Here is a 16,695-nt window from a genome sequence, read left to right as displayed (position 1 = left end):
GGCGGGCCCGAGCTGGTCGCGGCCACCGTCGAGCTGCTGAAGGTCGAGCGGATCGACCACGGGATCCGCGCGATGGAGGACCCGGAGGTCGTCGCGATGCTCCGCGAGCGCCGCATCCCGGTGACGGTGTGCCCGCTGTCGAACGTGGCCCTGCGCGCTGTGGACACGATGGCCGACCACCCGCTGCCCGCGATGCTCCGCGAGGGACTCGTCGTGACGGTCTCGAGCGACGACCCGCCCTACTTCGGCGGCTACGTGGATGAGAACTACCGCGCCCTGGTCGAGGAGCTGCGGATGGACGACGCGCAGCTCGAGCAGCTGGCGCTCAACTCCTTCGACGCGGCGTTCATCACGGAGGAGGACCGCGAGCGCTGGCAGGCGGAGGTGCGCGAGCACTTCGCGCGGTGAGCGCGCCACTGCCCGGAGAACGATCGTTCCCACCCCTCCCCGCGCGCTGAGCCCTCGATCCGCGGCCCCCGCCTCCGCGCCCGCCCTACGCTGGCCGGATGACCCGATCCGACGGCACGCGATGAGCTGGGTGCTCCTCACCGGCGCGATCCTCACCGAGGTGACGGCGTCGCTCGCCCTCCAGGCCGCGATCGGGTCGCCGGGCTGGTACGCGCTCGTGGTGGCGGGCTACCTGGCGGCGTTCGTCCTCCTCAGCCGGGTGCTCAGGGCCGGCATGCCGATCGGAGTCGCCTACGGCGTGTGGGCCGCGTGCGGCGTCGCGCTGACGGCGGTCCTCGCGGCCGTGCTCTTCGGGCAGCCGCTGACGGGCGTGATGACGATCGGGCTGGTGCTGATCATCGCGGGCGTGCTGATGGTCGAGATCGGGTCGCAGCGAGCGCAGGCCGCGCGCCGGGCGGTGCGCTGATGGCCTGGCTGCTGCTCTCGGGCGCGATCCTCACCGAGGTCGCCGCGACGATGAGCCTCAAGCCCGCGACGGACGGCCGGAAGCGCTGGTACGTCGTGGTCGGAGTCGGCTACGTCGTCGCGTTCTCGCTGCTGGCCGGGGCGCTCGCGCAGGGCATGCCGATCGGGGTGGCCTACGGGATCTGGGCGGCGGTCGGAGTCGCGCTGACCGCGGTGCTCGGGCGCTGGCTGTTCCAGGACCCGCTGACCTGGACGATGCTCGGCGGGATCGGCCTGATCATCGCCGGCGTGCTGCTGGTGGAGCTCGGGCACTGACCGGCCGAGTGTCGTCGCGGCGGGAGTCTCTTCCACTCAGCGGCCGTCGCGGCGGGAGCGCGTCTGCTCAGCGGTCGTCGCGTCGGCGTCACCGGTTGTCGCGGCGGTACCGCGCCTCGCGGCCGGCGATGTGGAGGCCGAGCCCGGTGACCGCGACCGCGAAGGCGACCAGCACGCCGATGAACGCGATCTCGTCGCCCGCTCCGACCGCCACGGCCGCGACGGCGAGCCCGATCAGCGCGAGGGCGATCACCACGGCGCCGACGATCTCGAGAGGACTCCAGGTGGTCATGACTCCAGCGTGCGCGCGGAGCGGCGCGCGGGCAAGGGGCGGCAGGCGAACAGGACATTGCAGAACGGACCTTGACATGCCGCACTCGGGTCATCGCGCCATAACCAGTGGACGGGCATCCGGGTGGTCCCTTTTCAGGAGCGCTGCCGACTGATCGGTCCGAACGGGATGCGTCGGCTCGGTCCCCGCCGACTGACAGGATGAGATACACACACCAGCTGGAGGCGCCGTGAATCCCGAAGAAGCTGTCGTCGTCCCCCTGGTCCCGACGCCGTCGGAACCGAGCACCGAGGGGATGCTCCGCATGCTCCTCAATCGCGATGCTTTGCTCATCAGTCGCGTGCCGACACCGGCCGGCCAGGTGGCCTCGGGTCTCGTGGCTCAGACCGCAGGGGCCTTCGCGAAGGCGATCGGTCAGGCTGCGGGCGGCCTCACCCGATCGCCCGGATCCGCTGAGGGCCTCTACCGCGTCATCCTCCCGACCGGCGCGGTCGCTCGCGATCTCGTTCCCGCAGTAGGGGGCGGGTTCCGCGGAATCGTCCGGGCGGCCGGGTCGACGAAACTCTCGGCTCATGCTCGGCTCGTCCCGGCAGTGGCGGGGACGGGCGCCGCTGCTGCGGCCGGACCACTTATCGCCACGGTGGGTCTCGCCGTCGCCGGGGATATGCTCGCGCAGCACCAGATGAACAAGAAGCTTGAGAGGATCACGACGACACTGCTCGGAATCGAGAATCGGGCCAACGAGGAGGACCGATCGGTACTGGTCACCGCGGCGCAGCAGACGCGGAAAGTCGCCGGCTACCTGCTCGACCAAGCGAGGATCCCGGCGATCTCTTCAGCCGCCCATGCCTTCGGTGCGCTCGATGCGCTTGCAAACAGCTACGAGGATCGTCTCGACCGCTGGCTCGATGTCGTGGCCAAGTACGAGGGCGTTGACCGGGTGTACGCGCCCGAGCTCCTCGTCGCACTCGTGGGCAAGCGCGACGATCCGATGAGGGAATTCGAACGCATCGTCGCCCAGATGTACGAGGGATTCTCTCTTCGAGCTCGGATCGCGGTGCTCGAGAGGGTCGCGGCCGAGCATGCGAATCCGGACCGGTCGCTGCTCTCCGTCGAGGGGGTCCTCCGCGACGAGCTCGGGCGGATCGCGGCACGACAGGTGCAGCTCGTCGGGCTCCTCGATGATCTGAGCGTTCTGCAGATCGACGCGAGCAGGATTCTCATCGCCTTCGCCGGCAAAGGAACTCTCGAGGCTCGAACGACCTTCAGCCGTCTCGCCCGGGCGCTCCACACGCTGCCCGACGGGATCCCGGTTCTCACCGACTCGGACCAGACCGTCCTCGAGCTCACCCCGAATAGGGGCGGCCTCTCAGTGGCAGCGCCCGCCGATCATTAGGCGCCGTCCACGGGCGCAAGCCGATCTCGAAGACACTTCAACGCGGAGGTAAGAATGGTCAAGGCAGCGGAGACGAACCTCGCCGGTGTGCTGGAGGGTAAGAAGCAGTACCAGGTGCCGCTCTACCAGCGGGTCTACTCATGGGGGAAGCCGCAGCTCGACCAGCTGTGGAACGACATCGCCGAGCTCGCGAACACCCGCCGCGAGGAGCCCACCGCGACGCACTTCATCGGCTCGCTGGTACTCGCCCAGAGCCCCGACTTCTCGGTTGTCGGCGTCTCGAAGCTGCTCGTGGTCGATGGGCAGCAGCGCCTGACGACCCTCACGCTCCTCCTGGCCGCCCTCCGAGATCACTTGAACGAGACCGGCGACGCCGAAAAGGCTGAGGGCATCCAGGCGCAGTACCTGGTCAATGTGTACGACAAGGACAAGCCGGCGAAAGTTCTGCCCACGCAGGCGGATAGAGCCTCCTACCTGGCGGTCATTCGGTCGGCTCCGGACGCAGGAGGTATCGGCCGGATCGGCGAGGCGTACAACCACTTCCGCTCGAAGATCGCTGCGGCCGACGACCCGGATGATCCGCACGATCTCGAGGAGATCGAGAACGTCATAGTCAACGGCCTCGCCCTCGTCGTCGTGACGGCAGAGCCCCGGGACAATGCACACCGCATCTTCGAATCGCTGAACAACACCGGCCTTCAGCTGACCCAGTCGGATCTCCTGAAGAACTATCTGTTCATGCGGCTCGGCGACAGCGGCGTCGAGGTCTACGAATCGGTCTGGTTGCCTCTGGAGAAGAAGCTCAGTGCAGACAGCCTCGAGTTGCTGTTCTGGCTCGACCTGGTGCAGACGGACGAACGCGCCAAGCAGTCGGACACGTATACAGGGCAGCAGAAGCGCTTGGAGAAGCTCGCCGGCCCGGCCGAAATCGTGGCCGAGGTCGTGCGAATCGCGAAGCTGGGCGACGTACTCGCGGCTATTCTCGATCCTTCGCTCGAGGTCGACAACCGAATCCAGAGACGCCTGACGCGGATCCGAGCATGGGGCTCGACGACTGCGTATCCCGTCGTCATGCGCCTCTTGGACCGGCGGGCTGCAGGAACCGCGTCCGCTGATCAGGTGCTTCAGGCCCTGACCTACCTCGAGTCCTACTTCGTCCGGCGCATCGTCATCGGGCGCGCGACTGCGAGCTTGAATCGAACGCTCCTTCAAGCAGTGAGCGCCATTGCCGACGCCCCCGATATCGACGTCGCGTTGCGCGAGCACCTGTCGCGCGGCCGCAAGTACTACGGCACGGACAAGCAGGTGCGGGAGGCGGTGACGAATGTCCCGTTCTACTGGCAGGGTCGGGCCGCTCAGAAGAAGCTCATCCTGCTGTGGCTCGAGGAGTCCTACGAGTCGAAGGAGACTATCGACCCGGGCAACCTGACCATCGAGCACGTCCTGCCTCAGACCCTGACCGACGCCGTGCGGCGTGGTTTCGAGCGGGGCCTGCCCGACGGATCCGATCTCGCCTATGAGCACGACCGCCTCGTCCACACGATCGGCAACCTCACTCTCACCGGGTACAACAGCGAGCTCAGCAACCGCCCCTTCGACCAGAAGCGCAGGATGCTGGCCGAGAGTGGCCTTCGCCTTAATCAGGAGATCGCGGGCGAGGAGGAGTGGGGCGCTCCGGAGATCGCGAAGCGCAGCGCCGCTCTCGCAGAGAGGATCATCGCTCTGTGGCCTGGTCCTGATGAAGACCTGACGTCGTCCGGCGGGGCAGAGCCCTCCGCGATGCGGAGCGTCGTGGCCTCAATAGTCGCCGAGATCCCCGCCGGCAGATGGACGTCCTACGGCGAGGTCGCCCTGGTCGCCGGCTCTTACCCTCAACCCGTCGCAGCCGTCCTCGCGAGCAACCCGATGCAAGGCGCGTGGAGAGTACTTCAAAGCGGCGGCACGATAGCGCCGGGCTTCAGATGGATGGACTCGGACCGGACCGATCCTCCGCGCGAGTTCCTCGAGTCCGAGGGTCTCACCTTCGATCGCGAGGGCCGGGCCGATCCGGCGCAGTTCCTCCGCGCCGAAGACCTCGCCGATCTCGCGGGGCTGGAGATCGACCAGGATCGACATCGGGTGCCTGGGACCCGGCCGCTCCTCGCGCAGAGGAAGGCGTTCTTCCTCAAGGTCCACGACCTCGGCGAGAGTCTCCAGACGAGGATCACGTCCTGGCCCAGCGGATCGACCGGATCCACTGTCGACGTGAGTCTCGGCGTGCCCGGATCCGTCATCGTCCTCGGATTGTCGTCCCGCGAACCCGCCGGCGTCTCCTGTGCGCTGAAGATCCGAGAGGACAAGGCGCTCTTCGCCCGCCTGCTCGACCATCGCGTGGAGATCGAGGCTGCCGTCGGCGCGGATCTCGAGTGGCTCAATGAGCCGGGGAACCTGTCTAGCCAGGTCCTCCTACGCGAAACCGGCGAGTGGCGCGACGAGGCCACCGCTCCTGATCTCGCTCAATGGCTCATAGTCACCGCCGAGAGATTCGCTGAGGTGTTCCCGGCGTTCCTCCTTCCGAAGCGCTCGTGAGCACGAAGTGCATGACAGGGTGCCGAGCAGTCACGGGAAGCCGGTTCTCGTTCGGAAGAAGCCCGCCAGGGGCGCCGGTCATGAGACGAAAAATCGAGCTCGGCGACACCCTTCGGCACTCGCCCCGCCGCCGCGCCCGCCCCTAGGCTCGACGGCGTGACCGCCTCCGTCCCCGCCCCCCACTCCCGGCCCCGCGACGTCGTCGGCATCGTCGGCCTCGTCCTCGCGATCGTCCTCGTCCTCGCGCAGATCGGGCGGACCGCGCTCACCACGGCCATCCCGGTCCTCGCGTTCCGGGGCGGCTTCGACACCACGCAGATCGGGGCGCTCTTCGCCGCCCTCGGGGTCACGATGCTCGTGCTCGCGACGGCGACCGCGATCGTCGGCGTCATCGGCGTCGCGCGGAAGGACCGCGCCCGGCTGCTCTCGGCCGTCACGCTCGGCGTCGGCGCCAGCGTCGCGATCGTCGAGCTGGGAGCGCTCGTCGTCCCGCCCCTGGTCGGCCTCTCGCTCCAGTACTGACGAGGCCCGCCGGAGCGCATCCGCCCCGCGGCCTCGCAGGATCCGCACGGCGCCGCGTCCGCTCCTCGCGCTCCCCTGCGCCGCGACGGCCCTGCCGGCTCCCCCGCGATGCGCCAGGATGGGGGCATGACGACACGCGTGGACGGCCTCTTCGTCTACCCGGTGAAGGGCCTGACCCCGCAGCCGCTCCCCCGCGTCGAGCTCACCGCCGGCCGCGGCGTCCCCTTCGACCGCACGATCGCCCTCGCCCGCCCCGGCGGCGCCTACCGGCCCGGCATGCGGCACGGCATCTCCAAGCGCGAGTACTTCGTCCTCGTCGCCGAGGCCCGCCTCGCCGGCCTGACCACGCACCTCGACCCCGACAGCGGAGTGCTCACCGTCGACGTCCGCGGCCACCGGGTCCTCTCCGCCGACCTCGGCGCGGAGGACGGACGGGCCGCACTGCGCTCCTTCGCCGCCCGCGTGCTCGACCTGCCGCCCGGCGTCGAGCCCGTGATCGCCCAGGACGCGGGGCGCCGCTACACCGACACGGCCCACAACTCCGACATCGAGATGGAGTACGTCTCGCTGATCAACCTGGCGAGCGTCCGCGACCTCGCCGGGCGCACCGGCCGGAGCGTCGATCCGCTGCGGTTCCGCGGGAACATCCACCTCGAGGGGCTGCCCGCGTGGAGCGAGCTCGAGCTGCTCGGGCGCGAGCTCACCGCGGGCGGGCTGCGGCTGCGGATCACGAAGGCCACCGAGCGGTGCGCCGCGACCGAGGTCGAGCCGGGCACCGGTCGGCGCGACCTGCCGGTCCCTCGCCTGCTGCACGAGACCTACGGCCACGAGCTCCTCGGCGTCTACGCGGAGGTCCTCGACGGCGGCACGCTCGGCGTGGGCGACGAGCTGGTGCTCCGTGGTTGAGCTGCGGCTCGTGGTGGCCGAGCGCGAGGCGCTCACCCCGGCCGTCACCCGCTTCGTGCTGCGGAGCGAGGACGGCGCCCCGCTGCCCGGCTACTCCGCCGGCGCGCACCTCACGCTCACGACCCCCTCCGGCGAGCGCCGCAGCTACAGCCTCGTCGAGCCGGGATCCGCGGAGCCGTCGCACTACGCGATCGCGGTGCGCCGGGAGCCCGGGGGCCGGGGCGGATCGCGGAGCCTCCACGACGACGTCCGCGTCGGCGACGTCCTCTCCTCCGCGCCGCCCGCGAACACCTTCGTCCTCCGGCCCGCCGCCCGCTATCTCCTGATCGCCGGCGGGATCGGGGTCACCCCGATCCGCGCCATGGCCGCCGAGCTCCGGGCGCAGGGCTCGGCCGTGCAGGTCGTGTACCTCAGCCGCACCCCCGAGGACACCGCGTGGCTCGACGAGTTCTCCGCCGACGGCTCCCTCGTGCACCACAGTGCGATCCACGGCCGGCTCGACCTCTGGCCGCTCGTCGCCGAGCCCGACGACGACACCCGGATCTACTGCTGCGGTCCGTCCGCGCTGATCGACGAGGTCCTCGCCCTCACGATGCACTGGCGCCCGAGCCGGATCCACGTCGAGGACTTCGCGGGCGTCGACGCCGTCGGCGACCGGGCCGTCCCCTTCGCCGCCGTCTGGGAGCCGACCGGAGCCGTTGTGGAGGTCCCGGCCGACCGCTCGCTCCTCACCGCGCTCCGCTCCTCCGGGATCGACGTCGACTCCTCCTGCGAGTCGGGCACGTGCGGCACCTGCCGCCTGCGCCTCGTCGGCGGGACGGCGGAGCACCGCGACCTGGTGCTGACCCCCGAGGAGCAGGACCGCTGGATCATGCCGTGCGTCTCACGCTCCGCCGGCGGCGAGCTGGTCGTCGCCCCGGAATGACGGAGCGACGGGGCCGGGCCCCACGCACGCCGGCCGACACGCGTCGGCCGTCGTGTGACGCCGTGTGACGGGCGCCCGGCGCCCGGTCCCCCGCATGCCTAGGCTCCCGGACGGGGGACCACGACCGTCACGACCGAAGGACTTCCGATGACCAGCACCTCCGTCCGCACCCAGCTCGACGAGTTCACCGTCGGCTTCGACGAGACGGTCGGCCCCGAGCTCGCCGCCGTCTTCTCCGGCGAGCGCGACGACCTCGTCGCCGTCGGCGCCCCGAGCGGAGCCGTCACCGCCGGCGACGCGCTCCCCGCCGCCTCCGTCGTGACCGTCGACGGCGACACCGTCGACCTCGCGGACGTCCTCGGCGCGGGCCCGGCCGTCCTCGTCTTCTACCGCGGAGCCTGGTGCCCGTACTGCAACATCACGCTCAAGCACTACAACGAGACCCTCGCCCCCGAGCTCGCGTCGCGCGGAGTCGCCCTCGTCGCGATCAGCCCGCAGACCCCCGACGGGTCGCGCGCGGCGGTCGCGAACGGCGACCTGGGCTTCACCGTCGTCTCCGACCCCGGCAACACGCTCGCGAGCGCTCTCGGCATCGTCACCGCCCCCAGCGGCGAGGCGCAGGAGGCGCACACCGCGCTCGGCTTCGCCGTGAAGGACAGCAACGCCGACGACACCCCGGCCGTCCCGTACCCGACCGTCCTGGTCGTCGACGCCGACCGGATCGTCCGCACGGCGGACGTGCACGTCGACTACACGACGCGCACGGAGACCGAGGAGATCCTCGCCGCCGTCGACGCGCTCTGACACCTCCGCTCGCACCCTGAGCACGCGCGGCGGTCGAGCGCACCCCCTCGCCCGCCGCACCGCCGCTCCCTAGGCTCGACCCGTGACAGCGGAGACGGACGTGCTCGTGGTCGGCGGCGGTCCGGTCGGACTCCTGCTCGGCGCGCTCCTGGCGCGGGCCGGAGTGGACGTGCAGGTGTGGGAGCGGCGCTCCTCGGTGCCGCGCGGCTCGCGGGCGATCGGCATCCATCCGCCGTCGCTCGACGCGTTCGCGGCGGTCGGCGCCGATGCTCCCGTGCTGGCCGAGGCCACCCGGGTCCGCGAGGGCGTCGCGCGCAGCCGGGGCCGCACCCTCGGCACGCTCTCGTTCGCACGCGCCTCCGCGACGCACCCCTACGTCGTCACCCTCGACCAGCACCGCACCGAGGCGATCCTCCGCGAGCGCCTGGAGGCGGCGTCCCCGGACGCGCTGCGCCCCGGGGTCGCGCTGACCGGCCTGCTCCGTCGCGGCTCCACCGTCGAGGCGACCGGCACCGGACCGGGCGGCGAGCCGGTCTCCGTCCGCGCCGCCTTCGTCGTGGGAGCCGACGGCGCCCGCAGCACCGTCCGCGACCTGCTCGGGATCCGCACCACAGGCCGCGACTACCCGGACCGCTACGTGATGGGCGACTTCGCCGACCCCGAGCCCGGCGGTCTCACCGGCACCGCGCTGGTCGACGTCGGCCCGGCCGGAGTGGTGGAGTCCTTCCCGCTGCCGGGCGGCCGGCGCCGGTACGTCGCCCTGAGCGGCCCCGACCGCTCTCTCGGCGCCCCCGCCTGGCGGCCCGAGGAGGCCCCCGACCAGGAGGCCGCGCGCGCCCTGGCCGCCGCTGTCCGCGACCGGACGGGCGCCGACGCCGACCCGGAGACCTGCACGATGCTCAGCGGATTCCAGGTGCGGCGCCGCGAGGCCGAGCTGATGGGCGTCGGCCGCGTCGTGCTCATCGGCGACGCCGCGCACGAGATCAGTCCGATCGGCGGGCAGGGCATGAACCTCGGCTGGCTCGACGCCGCCGAGCTCGCCCCGCTCCTGGCCGGTGCCGTGCGCCGCGGCGAGGCCGGCCCCTGGCCCGGCTTCGCCCGGCGGCGCACCACCGCGGCCCGGCGCGCGGCGCGGCAGGCGGAGGCGAACATGGCGCTCGGACGCCCGCTCGGCACGCTCGCGCACCGCGGCCGCGAGGCGTTCCTCCGCACCGCCCTCGCCCTGCCGACCTCGGACCTGCTCGCCCGCGTCTACGCGATGCGCTGGTCCTGAGGTCGCGGGCGGCCGGTCAGCCGACCAGCCGCGCGCCCGCCAGCCCGAGCTCGACCACCAGCACGAGCGAGGCCGCGATCACCAGCCGGAACAGGGTGCGCGTGGGCGGGCCGGTCAGCACCAGGCGGATGCCCGCCGCGGCGAGCACGACCATCGCGAGGGTCCCGATCACCGCGAGCACCACGCCCGTCCCGCGCACCGGCTGGTCGCCGACGAGCTGTCCGACGAGCACGAGCAGCGCGGCGACCACCAGCGACCCGAAGGCGACGACTCCGGAGAGCCGCAGGCCGAGGCGGTGCGGGAAGCCGCGGACCCCGGTGGCCTCGTCGTCGACCAGGTCGGGGAGCACGTTCGTGCAGTGGATCGCGACGCCGAACACGGCGCCGGTCGCGATCGCCCACCAGGCAGGGAGCCGGCCGTCGCCCGCCGCCACCGCCACCACCGGCAGCAGCCCGAAGGCGACCACGAACGGAGCGACCGACCAGACCGTGCGCTTGAGCCCCGCGTCGTAGGCCCAGCCCGCGGCGACCAGCACCAGGTGCGCGACCGCGGCGACCGGTCCGAGCAGCAGCGAGAGCACCACGGCGGCCGCGGCCGTCCCCAGTGCGGCGGCGCGGACGGCGCCCACGCCGATCAGCCCCTGCGCGACCGGCTTGTCGGTGCGCCCCACCGCGCGGTCGCGGTCGGCGTCGATCCAGTCGTTCGCGAGCCCGATCGAGAGCTGCCCGAGCAGCACGGCGAGCGCCACCAGCACGACCTGCCCGAGCGGATGCCCGGACGCCGCCGCGATCACGGTCGCCAGCACGGTGACCGTCACGGTCGGCCCGGGGTGCGACGAGGCCAGCAGGAGTCGCACCCGGGACGTCATCCCGCCAGCCTACGGTCGCGGCGGCACAGCGGGGCGCCGGTCGCGCTCCCCGCCCCGGAGCGGGATCCAGCGTGGTCCGAGCGCGGCGCCCGCATCCGCCCGCGACGGGAATGGCCCGGGATGGGGCAGGGTTGCACCACCCGGCATCCCGACTCAGGAAGAAGGCCTCGTGGACCTCGTGCACTGGCTGTTCGACGCGCAGATCGTCATCGGCGAGCAGACCGTCCTCTGGCGGGAGGTCATCGGCAACGTCTTCGGGCTCCTCAGCGCCCTCGGCGGGATGCGGCGGAAGGTCTGGGCCTGGCCCGTCGGCCTCATCGGCAACGTGCTGCTGTTCACGGTCTTCATGGGCGCCCTGTTCGGCACTCCGAACCCCGTCAACCTGCTCGGCCAGGCCGGGCGGCAGGTGATGTTCATCCTGGTCAGCGTCTACGGCTGGTACCGGTGGACCCACCGCCCCGACGACTCGACCACCTTGATCGAACCGCGCTGGGCGTCGTGGCGCACCCGCGGCCTGCTGGTGCTCGGGATGGTCGGCGGCACCGCGGTGCTGACCCCGGTGTTCCGCGCGCTCGGCTCCTACGAGCCGGTCTGGAGCGACGCGTGGATCTTCGTCGGCTCCGTCCTCGCCACCTACGGCATGGCGAAGGGCTGGACCGAGTTCTGGCTCATCTGGGTGGCCGTCGACCTGGTCGGCGTGCCGCTGCTGTTCTCGGCCGGCTACTACGCGTCGGGGCTGATGTACGTCTTCTACGGCGCGTTCACCCTGGTCGGGTTCTTCGTCTGGATGCGGCAGGGCACCCGTCCGTCCGCCGCTCCGATCACGGTCGGCTAGCTCTAGCAGCCCGCCGCCGCCGGCGGAAGTGGCCGTGCGGGAGGCGCTGTCGGTGGTCCACTGGTAGCGGAGGCGCCCGCCTCCCCCACCCGGAACGGACGCCATGCTCTCCCTCGTCTACTCCAGCCGCACCTCCGCCGGCTTCACGGACGCCGACCTCCCCGCGCTGCTCGCCCAGTGCCGCGCGAACAACGAGCGCCTCGGCCTGACCGGCATGCTCCTGCACCGCGACGGCCGATTCCTCCAGGTGCTCGAGGGGCCGGACGCGGTCCTGCGCGAGCGGATGGCCGTCATCGCCGCCGATGAGCGCCACGCGCAGCTGCGCACCCTCCTCGAGGAGCCGATCCGGGAGCGGCTGTTCCCGGAGTGGTCGATGGCGTTCGAGTCCGCCGCCGACGCCGACGCCGCCGGGCTCCGCACCTCCTTCGACGACCTCGACGACGCCGAGGCCGAGAGCGCGACGCTCCCGGCCCTGCGCGAGCTCATCCGCTTCTTCCGCGAGCGGAGCTAGGCGGAGCTGGGCGGAGCTGGGCGGAGCTGGGCGGAGCGATACGGGACGCCGGGATCGCGGCCGGTCCGACGCCGGAACCCGGCGCCCGTCAGTCCTCCGCCGAGGGAGGAGCGGGCCGGTCGAGCCGCGCCAGGAGCGGGGCGAAGCCGTCGCCGAACAGGGCGCTCAGCGGCTCGCCGAACCAGAACCGCCAGACGGCGTCGAGCTCCTCGCCGGTGATCCGTCCTCGGCGCAGGAGGATGCTCGCGATCGGGGCCGCCTCAGACGCGTACTCCTCGCGGGGAGCGCCGTCCTCGCGACCCGGCTCGAGTCCATACGGATCGACCGCGTCCAGCTCCCGCAGGACGGCCGCCAGCATCGCGTCACGGCGTTCCGCGGTCGCGCCGTCCTGATCCGTCGGTGCACCGCTGGTCCCCGCGAGAAGGTAGCTAGCCCACTCCTCGTCGTCCATTCGTCGTCTCCGATCTCTCTGGATGCCGCGCCTTCTCGAGGCCTTTCTCTTCTTTCGGCGCCGGCTTGTCGAGGCACGGGGGAACCGCCTCTCCGACGGCTTGTCATTCCCCCGCGAGAAAGGCGCGGACGCCTTCCAGCGTCAGTCCCGAGGCGACGGCGAGCCGATGCTCTCCGGCCCCGAGTCGGGCGGCTCCGCGGAGGGCCGCGGCCCTTTCTCCGCCCTCGCCGGAAGTCCCGCTCCGGAATGCCGCGAATTCCGCGGACACCTTATCGAGGGCGTCGACGACATCGCCGGACACGCTCTCCGGCGGCTCGCCGAGATCGATGCGCCAGCCTCTCCCGGACTTCTCGTCGCTGTCGTTCACACGCGGGAAAGTACCCCGGACCGCAGGGTGGCGCCTGTGATCGCCCGACGCCGTCGCGCCCCAGGGATCCGTCGTGGACTTCCGAGCGCACACGCCTCCCGGTCCGGAGAGGACGGCCTTCGAGGACTGTCCCGCGGACCTCGTCGCCGTGCTCCGCACCGATGCGGCCTTCGCCTCGGCCGAGGTCTTCGACGGCTGACCCGACCGCGGCGACCACCCGCTGCGACGACCGCGGGGCGGAGGCGCGGATCGCGTCGTTCCGGCGCGACCGCACCAGCGGTGCCGGAACGTCCGGCCGATCCGGGAGCGGCACCCGTCCGAGCCGTCGAGGTTCCGTCGGTGTGCAGGCCCCCGCGCCGAGGGACGTAAAGTGTGCTCACACGCGCCCGCGGACGGGCGAGCCGCCCGTAAGGGCGCCCCGGTCCTGCGTCGGAGGCGCCGATCACAGAGAGCCGCGGTGCCCGATGCCGGAAGACAAGCCCGCGTCGCGGGCGCCGAGCATCTACGACGTCGCCCGCGCGGCCGGCGTCTCGCACCAGACCGTCTCCCGGGTCCTGAACGACCACCCGAGCCTGCGCGCCGAGACGAAGAAGCGCGTGCTCGAGGTCATGGCCGAGCTCGACTACCGCCCCAACCTCGCCGCGCGGGCACTGGTCACCAGCCGCACCCGCACCGTCGGCGTGCTGTCCTCGCAGAGCCTGCAGTACGGTCCGGCCTCCAGCATCCAGGCCATCGAGGTGGCGGCGCGCGACGCGGGCTACCTCGTGGTCACGGCCAACGTCGACGGCACCGACGGCGCGTCGATCCAGGCCGGGATCCGGCATCTGCTCAACCAGGCGGTCGAGGGCCTCGTGGTCGTAGCGCCGCAGATCCGCGTCTTCGACATCCTCTCCGGAGTCGCGCTGCGCATCCCGCACGTGACGCTGCAGACGAGCGAGGACGACCGCGACGACGCGCTCTACGTCGACCAGATGGCCGGCGCCCGCATCGCCACCGGGCACCTGATCGACCTCGGGCACACCGAGATCGTGCACCTCGCCGGCCCGCAGGACTGGATCGAGGCCGAGGCGCGGATGCGCGGCTACCTCGCCGAGCTCGACCACCGCTCGATCCCGCTGCGCCCGCCGCTGCTCGGCGACTGGAGCGCCGAGCGCGGCCACCGCGTGGGCCTCGAGCTCTCGCGCTTCCTCGACTTCACCGCGGTGTTCGCGGGGAACGACCAGATGGCGCTCGGACTGATGAGCGCGTTCCACGAGCGCGGCGTCCGCGTGCCGGAGGACGTCAGCGTCATCGGCTTCGACGACATCCCCGAGGCGGCGTTCTACTGGCCGCCGCTGACCAGCGTCCGCCAGGACTTCGTGGAGCTCGGACGCCGGTGCGTGGCCGCGCTGCTCAGCCTGATCGAGGGCGACCGGCCGGAGAAGGCGGCGCCGATCGCTCCGCAGCTGGTCGTCCGCGGATCCACGGCCGTCCCCCGGAGCGCGAGCGTCACCGCCTCGCGCTGACCGGCGGCCGCGACGCCCTCGCGCCGCGACCGCCCGGGATCACTCGCCGTGAGCAGCGATCGACACGTCGTTCCAGCGCTTCCAGGTCTCGAGGCGCGACTCGTAGTCCGCCGTCGCGATGCCCAGCGGCGCGCGTCCGAAGAAGATCCGCAGTGGCGGCTCGTCCGCGTCCACGACCGCGAGGATCCCGAGACGCGAGGCCCGCGGGTCGCCCTGCTGAGCGGCCGAGGGGCGTCGGCTCGCGGCCTCGCGGACCTCGTCGTACGCGGCGATCGGCTCGCTGCGCGACGCGGAGGGACCGGACCAGTCGGTCGAGTACCCGCCGGGCTCGACGAGGGTCACGTGGATCCCGAAGCCGGCGACCTCGGCGGCCAGCGACTGGGTGAAGCCCTCGAGCGCCCACTTCGACGCGTGGTACGCGCCGATCGAGGGGAATGCGCTGATGCCGCCGATGCTGGACACCTGCACGATGTGCCCCGAGCCCTGCTCGCGGAGGATCGGCAGCGCGGCCTGGGTGACCCAGAGGGCGCCGAAGACATTGGTCTCGAGCTGCGCGCGGACCTCCTCCTCGGTGAGCTCCTCGATCATGCCGAAGTGCCCGTAGCCGGCGTTGTTGATCACGACGTCCAGCCGGCCGAACCGCTCGGCCGCAGCCTGCACAGCGGCGAAGCCGGCCGCGCGGTCGGTCACGTCGAGGGTCAGCGGGAGGAACGTGTCCGGGTACTCCTCGACGAGGGCGTCGAGGGTCTCGATCCGGCGGGCGGTGCCGGCGACCGAGTCGCCGCGCTCGAGCGCCGCCTCGGCCCACTCGCGGCCGAAGCCCTTCGAGGCGCCGGTGATGAACCAGGTCTTCGTCATGGTGTGCGTCCTTTCGACAGTGCTGGACGCAACGCCGACGGCTCCGGCTCCCTTCCGGGGCCGGGGACCCTTGACAGCACCGCTCCGAGGGCGGACGACGCGCCGCCGGTGTCCCGTTACCGAGTCGAGACGTACGCGTTGACACGAACGGCGCCGTCGGGTCTAGCATGACGCAATGTGATCGCTCACATGGCATCACATCTCCGCCCCGATCCCGAGGGCGGCCCTGCATCCACTGCATTCAATGACGAAGGAATCACAGTGACCACAATGAAGCGCGCTCTCATCGCCGGCATCGCCGGCGGAGCGATGATCCTCTCCCTCGCCGCCTGCTCCTCCGGAACCGGTGGCGGCTCGGGCTCGGGATCCGGCGACGGCGGCCTCGTCGGCGTCGCGATGCCGACCAAGTCGTCCGAGCGCTGGATCGCTGACGGCAACAACGTCAAGTCGCAGCTCGAGGAGGCCGGCTACCAGGTCGACCTGCAGTACGCCGAGGATGACATCCCCACCCAGGTCTCGCAGCTCGAGAACATGATCACCAAGGGCGCCAAGGCCCTGATCGTCGCCTCGATCGACGGCACCACCCTCACGAGCGTGCTCGAGGAGGCCAAGGCCAACGACATCCCCGTCATCGCCTACGACCGCCTCATCCGCGACTCCGAGAACGTGGACTACTACGCCACGTTCGACAACTACAAGGTGGGCGTCCAGCAGGCCACCTCGCTCCTCGCGGGCCTCGGTCTCACCGACCTCACCGGCGCGAAGGCCGCCGACGCCCCCGCCGGCCCGTTCAACGTCGAGCTGTTCGCCGGCAGCCCCGATGACAACAACGCCACGTTCTTCTTCAACGGCGCGATGGACACCCTCCAGCCGTACATCGACGACAAGACGCTCGTCGTGAAGTCCGGCGAGACCGACTTCAACACCGTCGCCACGCTGCGCTGGGACGGCGAGGTCGCCCAGAGCCGCATGGAGGACATCCTCACCAAGACGTACTCCGACGGCTCCAAGGTCCAGGGCGTCCTCTCGCCCTACGACGGCCTCAGCCGCGGCATCATCTCGGCTCTGACCGACGCCGGCTACACCGTCGGCTCCGACTTCCCGATCATCACCGGTCAGGACGCCGAGCTCGACTCCGTCAAGGCGATCATCGCCGGCGAGCAGTACGCGACCATCTACAAGGACACCCGCGAGCTCGCCAAGGAGGCCGTGAAGATGGCTCAGGCCGTGCTCGAGGGCACCGAGCCCGAGGTCAACGACACCGACACCTACGACAACGGCAAGAAGGTCGTCCCGTCCTTCCTGCTCGAGCCGGTCATCGTCACCAAGGACCAGATCCAGTCCGTCCTCGTCGACGGCGGCTACTACACCGACGCGGAAGTGAACGGCTAGTCCTCTCTCCTCACCCGAGAAGGAACACCCCGGG

20 protein-coding genes are annotated in these 16,695 nt (G+C 71.5%); 15 read left to right on the top strand and 5 right to left on the bottom strand.

The genetic code is table 11. The features are described 5' to 3' along the window. From C5B92_RS12530 to C5B92_RS12520, 3 genes are all read left to right on the top strand, one after another. The coding region (locus C5B92_RS12530; protein ID WP_374952932.1) for an adenosine deaminase at window positions 1–408 on the top strand (408 nt) is incomplete at its 5' end. 121 nt (window positions 409–529) lie between these two features. Then, the gene (locus C5B92_RS12525; RefSeq protein WP_104256385.1) at window positions 530–874 is read left to right on the top strand and encodes a multidrug efflux SMR transporter; all 345 of its coding nucleotides are present in this window, start codon (window positions 530–532) and stop codon (window positions 872–874) included. Next, window positions 874–1,188 carry a multidrug efflux SMR transporter gene (locus tag C5B92_RS12520; RefSeq protein WP_104239710.1) on the top strand — a complete coding sequence of 105 codons (315 nt, stop codon included), beginning with the start codon at window positions 874–876 and terminating at the stop codon, window positions 1,186–1,188. The genes C5B92_RS12525 and C5B92_RS12520 overlap by 1 nt, the downstream gene beginning before the upstream one ends. An 88-nt stretch (window positions 1,189–1,276) precedes the next feature. Here the strand turns inward: C5B92_RS12520 and C5B92_RS12515 are convergent, their stop codons facing one another. Further along, window positions 1,277–1,480, bottom strand: a complete 204-nt coding sequence (locus tag C5B92_RS12515; protein WP_104350445.1) for a hypothetical protein — start codon at window positions 1,478–1,480, stop codon at window positions 1,277–1,279. A 229-nt stretch (window positions 1,481–1,709) separates the two neighbouring features. Here C5B92_RS12515 and C5B92_RS12510 point away from each other — a divergent pair, with 229 nt between their 5' ends. The 7 genes from C5B92_RS12510 (at window position 1,710) to C5B92_RS12480 (ending at window position 9,874) form a co-directional block, all read left to right on the top strand. Further along, window positions 1,710–2,876, top strand: a complete 1,167-nt coding sequence (locus C5B92_RS12510; RefSeq protein ID WP_104256387.1) for a hypothetical protein — start codon at window positions 1,710–1,712, stop codon at window positions 2,874–2,876. A gap of 54 nt (window positions 2,877–2,930) precedes the next feature. Beyond that, the gene (locus C5B92_RS12505; RefSeq protein WP_104256388.1) at window positions 2,931–5,444 is read left to right on the top strand and encodes a DUF4268 domain-containing protein; all 2,514 of its coding nucleotides are present in this window, start codon (window positions 2,931–2,933) and stop codon (window positions 5,442–5,444) included. A gap of 156 nt (window positions 5,445–5,600) precedes the next feature. Then, window positions 5,601–5,966 (top strand): hypothetical protein, encoded by a 366-nt coding sequence (locus tag C5B92_RS12500; RefSeq protein ID WP_104256389.1) that lies wholly within the window; start codon window positions 5,601–5,603, stop codon window positions 5,964–5,966. A 126-nt stretch (window positions 5,967–6,092) separates the two neighbouring features. Continuing rightward, window positions 6,093–6,872: an MOSC domain-containing protein gene (locus tag C5B92_RS12495; RefSeq protein ID WP_181028821.1), complete on the top strand. Its 780-nt coding sequence runs from the start codon at window positions 6,093–6,095 to the stop codon at window positions 6,870–6,872. Next, window positions 6,865–7,797 carry a PDR/VanB family oxidoreductase gene (locus C5B92_RS12490; RefSeq protein ID WP_104256391.1) on the top strand — a complete coding sequence of 311 codons (933 nt, stop codon included), beginning with the start codon at window positions 6,865–6,867 and terminating at the stop codon, window positions 7,795–7,797. Before C5B92_RS12495 ends, C5B92_RS12490 begins: the two co-directional genes overlap by 8 nt. A gap of 147 nt (window positions 7,798–7,944) precedes the next feature. After that, window positions 7,945–8,601, top strand: coding sequence for a peroxiredoxin-like family protein (locus C5B92_RS12485; protein ID WP_104256392.1), 657 nt, complete (start codon window positions 7,945–7,947; stop codon window positions 8,599–8,601). A gap of 82 nt (window positions 8,602–8,683) precedes the next feature. Beyond that, complete coding sequence (locus tag C5B92_RS12480) at window positions 8,684–9,874, top strand: NAD(P)/FAD-dependent oxidoreductase (protein WP_104256393.1); 1,191 nt, start codon at window positions 8,684–8,686, stop codon at window positions 9,872–9,874. 16 nt (window positions 9,875–9,890) lie between these two features. On the opposite strand, the gene C5B92_RS12475 is transcribed toward C5B92_RS12480, so the two are convergent. Continuing rightward, entirely contained in the window at window positions 9,891–10,742 is an 852-nt protein-coding gene (locus tag C5B92_RS12475) for a UbiA family prenyltransferase (RefSeq protein WP_104256394.1), read from the bottom strand. A gap of 169 nt (window positions 10,743–10,911) precedes the next feature. Between C5B92_RS12475 and pnuC the strand changes: the two genes are divergently transcribed. Together pnuC and C5B92_RS12465 are read left to right on the top strand one after the other, a co-directional pair. Then, window positions 10,912–11,577 carry a nicotinamide riboside transporter PnuC gene (gene pnuC / locus C5B92_RS12470; protein WP_104227403.1) on the top strand — a complete coding sequence of 222 codons (666 nt, stop codon included), beginning with the start codon at window positions 10,912–10,914 and terminating at the stop codon, window positions 11,575–11,577. 103 nt (window positions 11,578–11,680) lie between these two features. Continuing rightward, complete coding sequence (locus C5B92_RS12465; RefSeq protein WP_104227402.1) at window positions 11,681–12,088, top strand: BLUF domain-containing protein; 408 nt, start codon at window positions 11,681–11,683, stop codon at window positions 12,086–12,088. Window positions 12,089–12,176: 88 nt separating this feature from the next. Here the strand turns inward: C5B92_RS12465 and C5B92_RS12460 are convergent, their stop codons facing one another. Both C5B92_RS12460 and C5B92_RS12455 read right to left on the bottom strand, forming a co-directional pair. Then, on the bottom strand, window positions 12,177–12,539 hold the full coding sequence (locus C5B92_RS12460) for a hypothetical protein (RefSeq protein ID WP_104256395.1): 363 nt from the start codon (window positions 12,537–12,539) through the stop codon (window positions 12,177–12,179). Window positions 12,540–12,642: 103 nt separating this feature from the next. Continuing rightward, window positions 12,643–12,906, bottom strand: a complete 264-nt coding sequence (locus C5B92_RS12455; protein WP_104256396.1) for a hypothetical protein — start codon at window positions 12,904–12,906, stop codon at window positions 12,643–12,645. A 73-nt stretch (window positions 12,907–12,979) separates the two neighbouring features. Between C5B92_RS12455 and C5B92_RS17710 the strand changes: the two genes are divergently transcribed. Then, window positions 12,980–13,105 carry a hypothetical protein gene (locus tag C5B92_RS17710; RefSeq protein ID WP_258061411.1) on the top strand — a complete coding sequence of 42 codons (126 nt, stop codon included), beginning with the start codon at window positions 12,980–12,982 and terminating at the stop codon, window positions 13,103–13,105. 265 nt (window positions 13,106–13,370) lie between these two features. Then, window positions 13,371–14,411, top strand: coding sequence for a LacI family DNA-binding transcriptional regulator (locus tag C5B92_RS12450; RefSeq protein WP_104234510.1), 1,041 nt, complete (start codon window positions 13,371–13,373; stop codon window positions 14,409–14,411). A 39-nt stretch (window positions 14,412–14,450) separates the two neighbouring features. Here the strand turns inward: C5B92_RS12450 and C5B92_RS12445 are convergent, their stop codons facing one another. Next, on the bottom strand, window positions 14,451–15,269 hold the full coding sequence (locus C5B92_RS12445; protein ID WP_104256397.1) for an SDR family oxidoreductase: 819 nt from the start codon (window positions 15,267–15,269) through the stop codon (window positions 14,451–14,453). A gap of 270 nt (window positions 15,270–15,539) precedes the next feature. Between C5B92_RS12445 and chvE the strand changes: the two genes are divergently transcribed. Further along, the gene (gene chvE / locus C5B92_RS12440; protein WP_104224984.1) at window positions 15,540–16,661 is read left to right on the top strand and encodes a multiple monosaccharide ABC transporter substrate-binding protein; all 1,122 of its coding nucleotides are present in this window, start codon (window positions 15,540–15,542) and stop codon (window positions 16,659–16,661) included. Window positions 16,662–16,695 lie beyond the last annotated feature (34 nt).

It is taken from the genome of Rathayibacter sp. AY1A4, assembly GCF_002930955.1.
Taxonomy (GTDB): Bacteria; Actinomycetota; Actinomycetes; order Actinomycetales; family Microbacteriaceae; genus Rathayibacter.
This window is presented reverse-complemented; position numbering and strand designations above follow the sequence as displayed.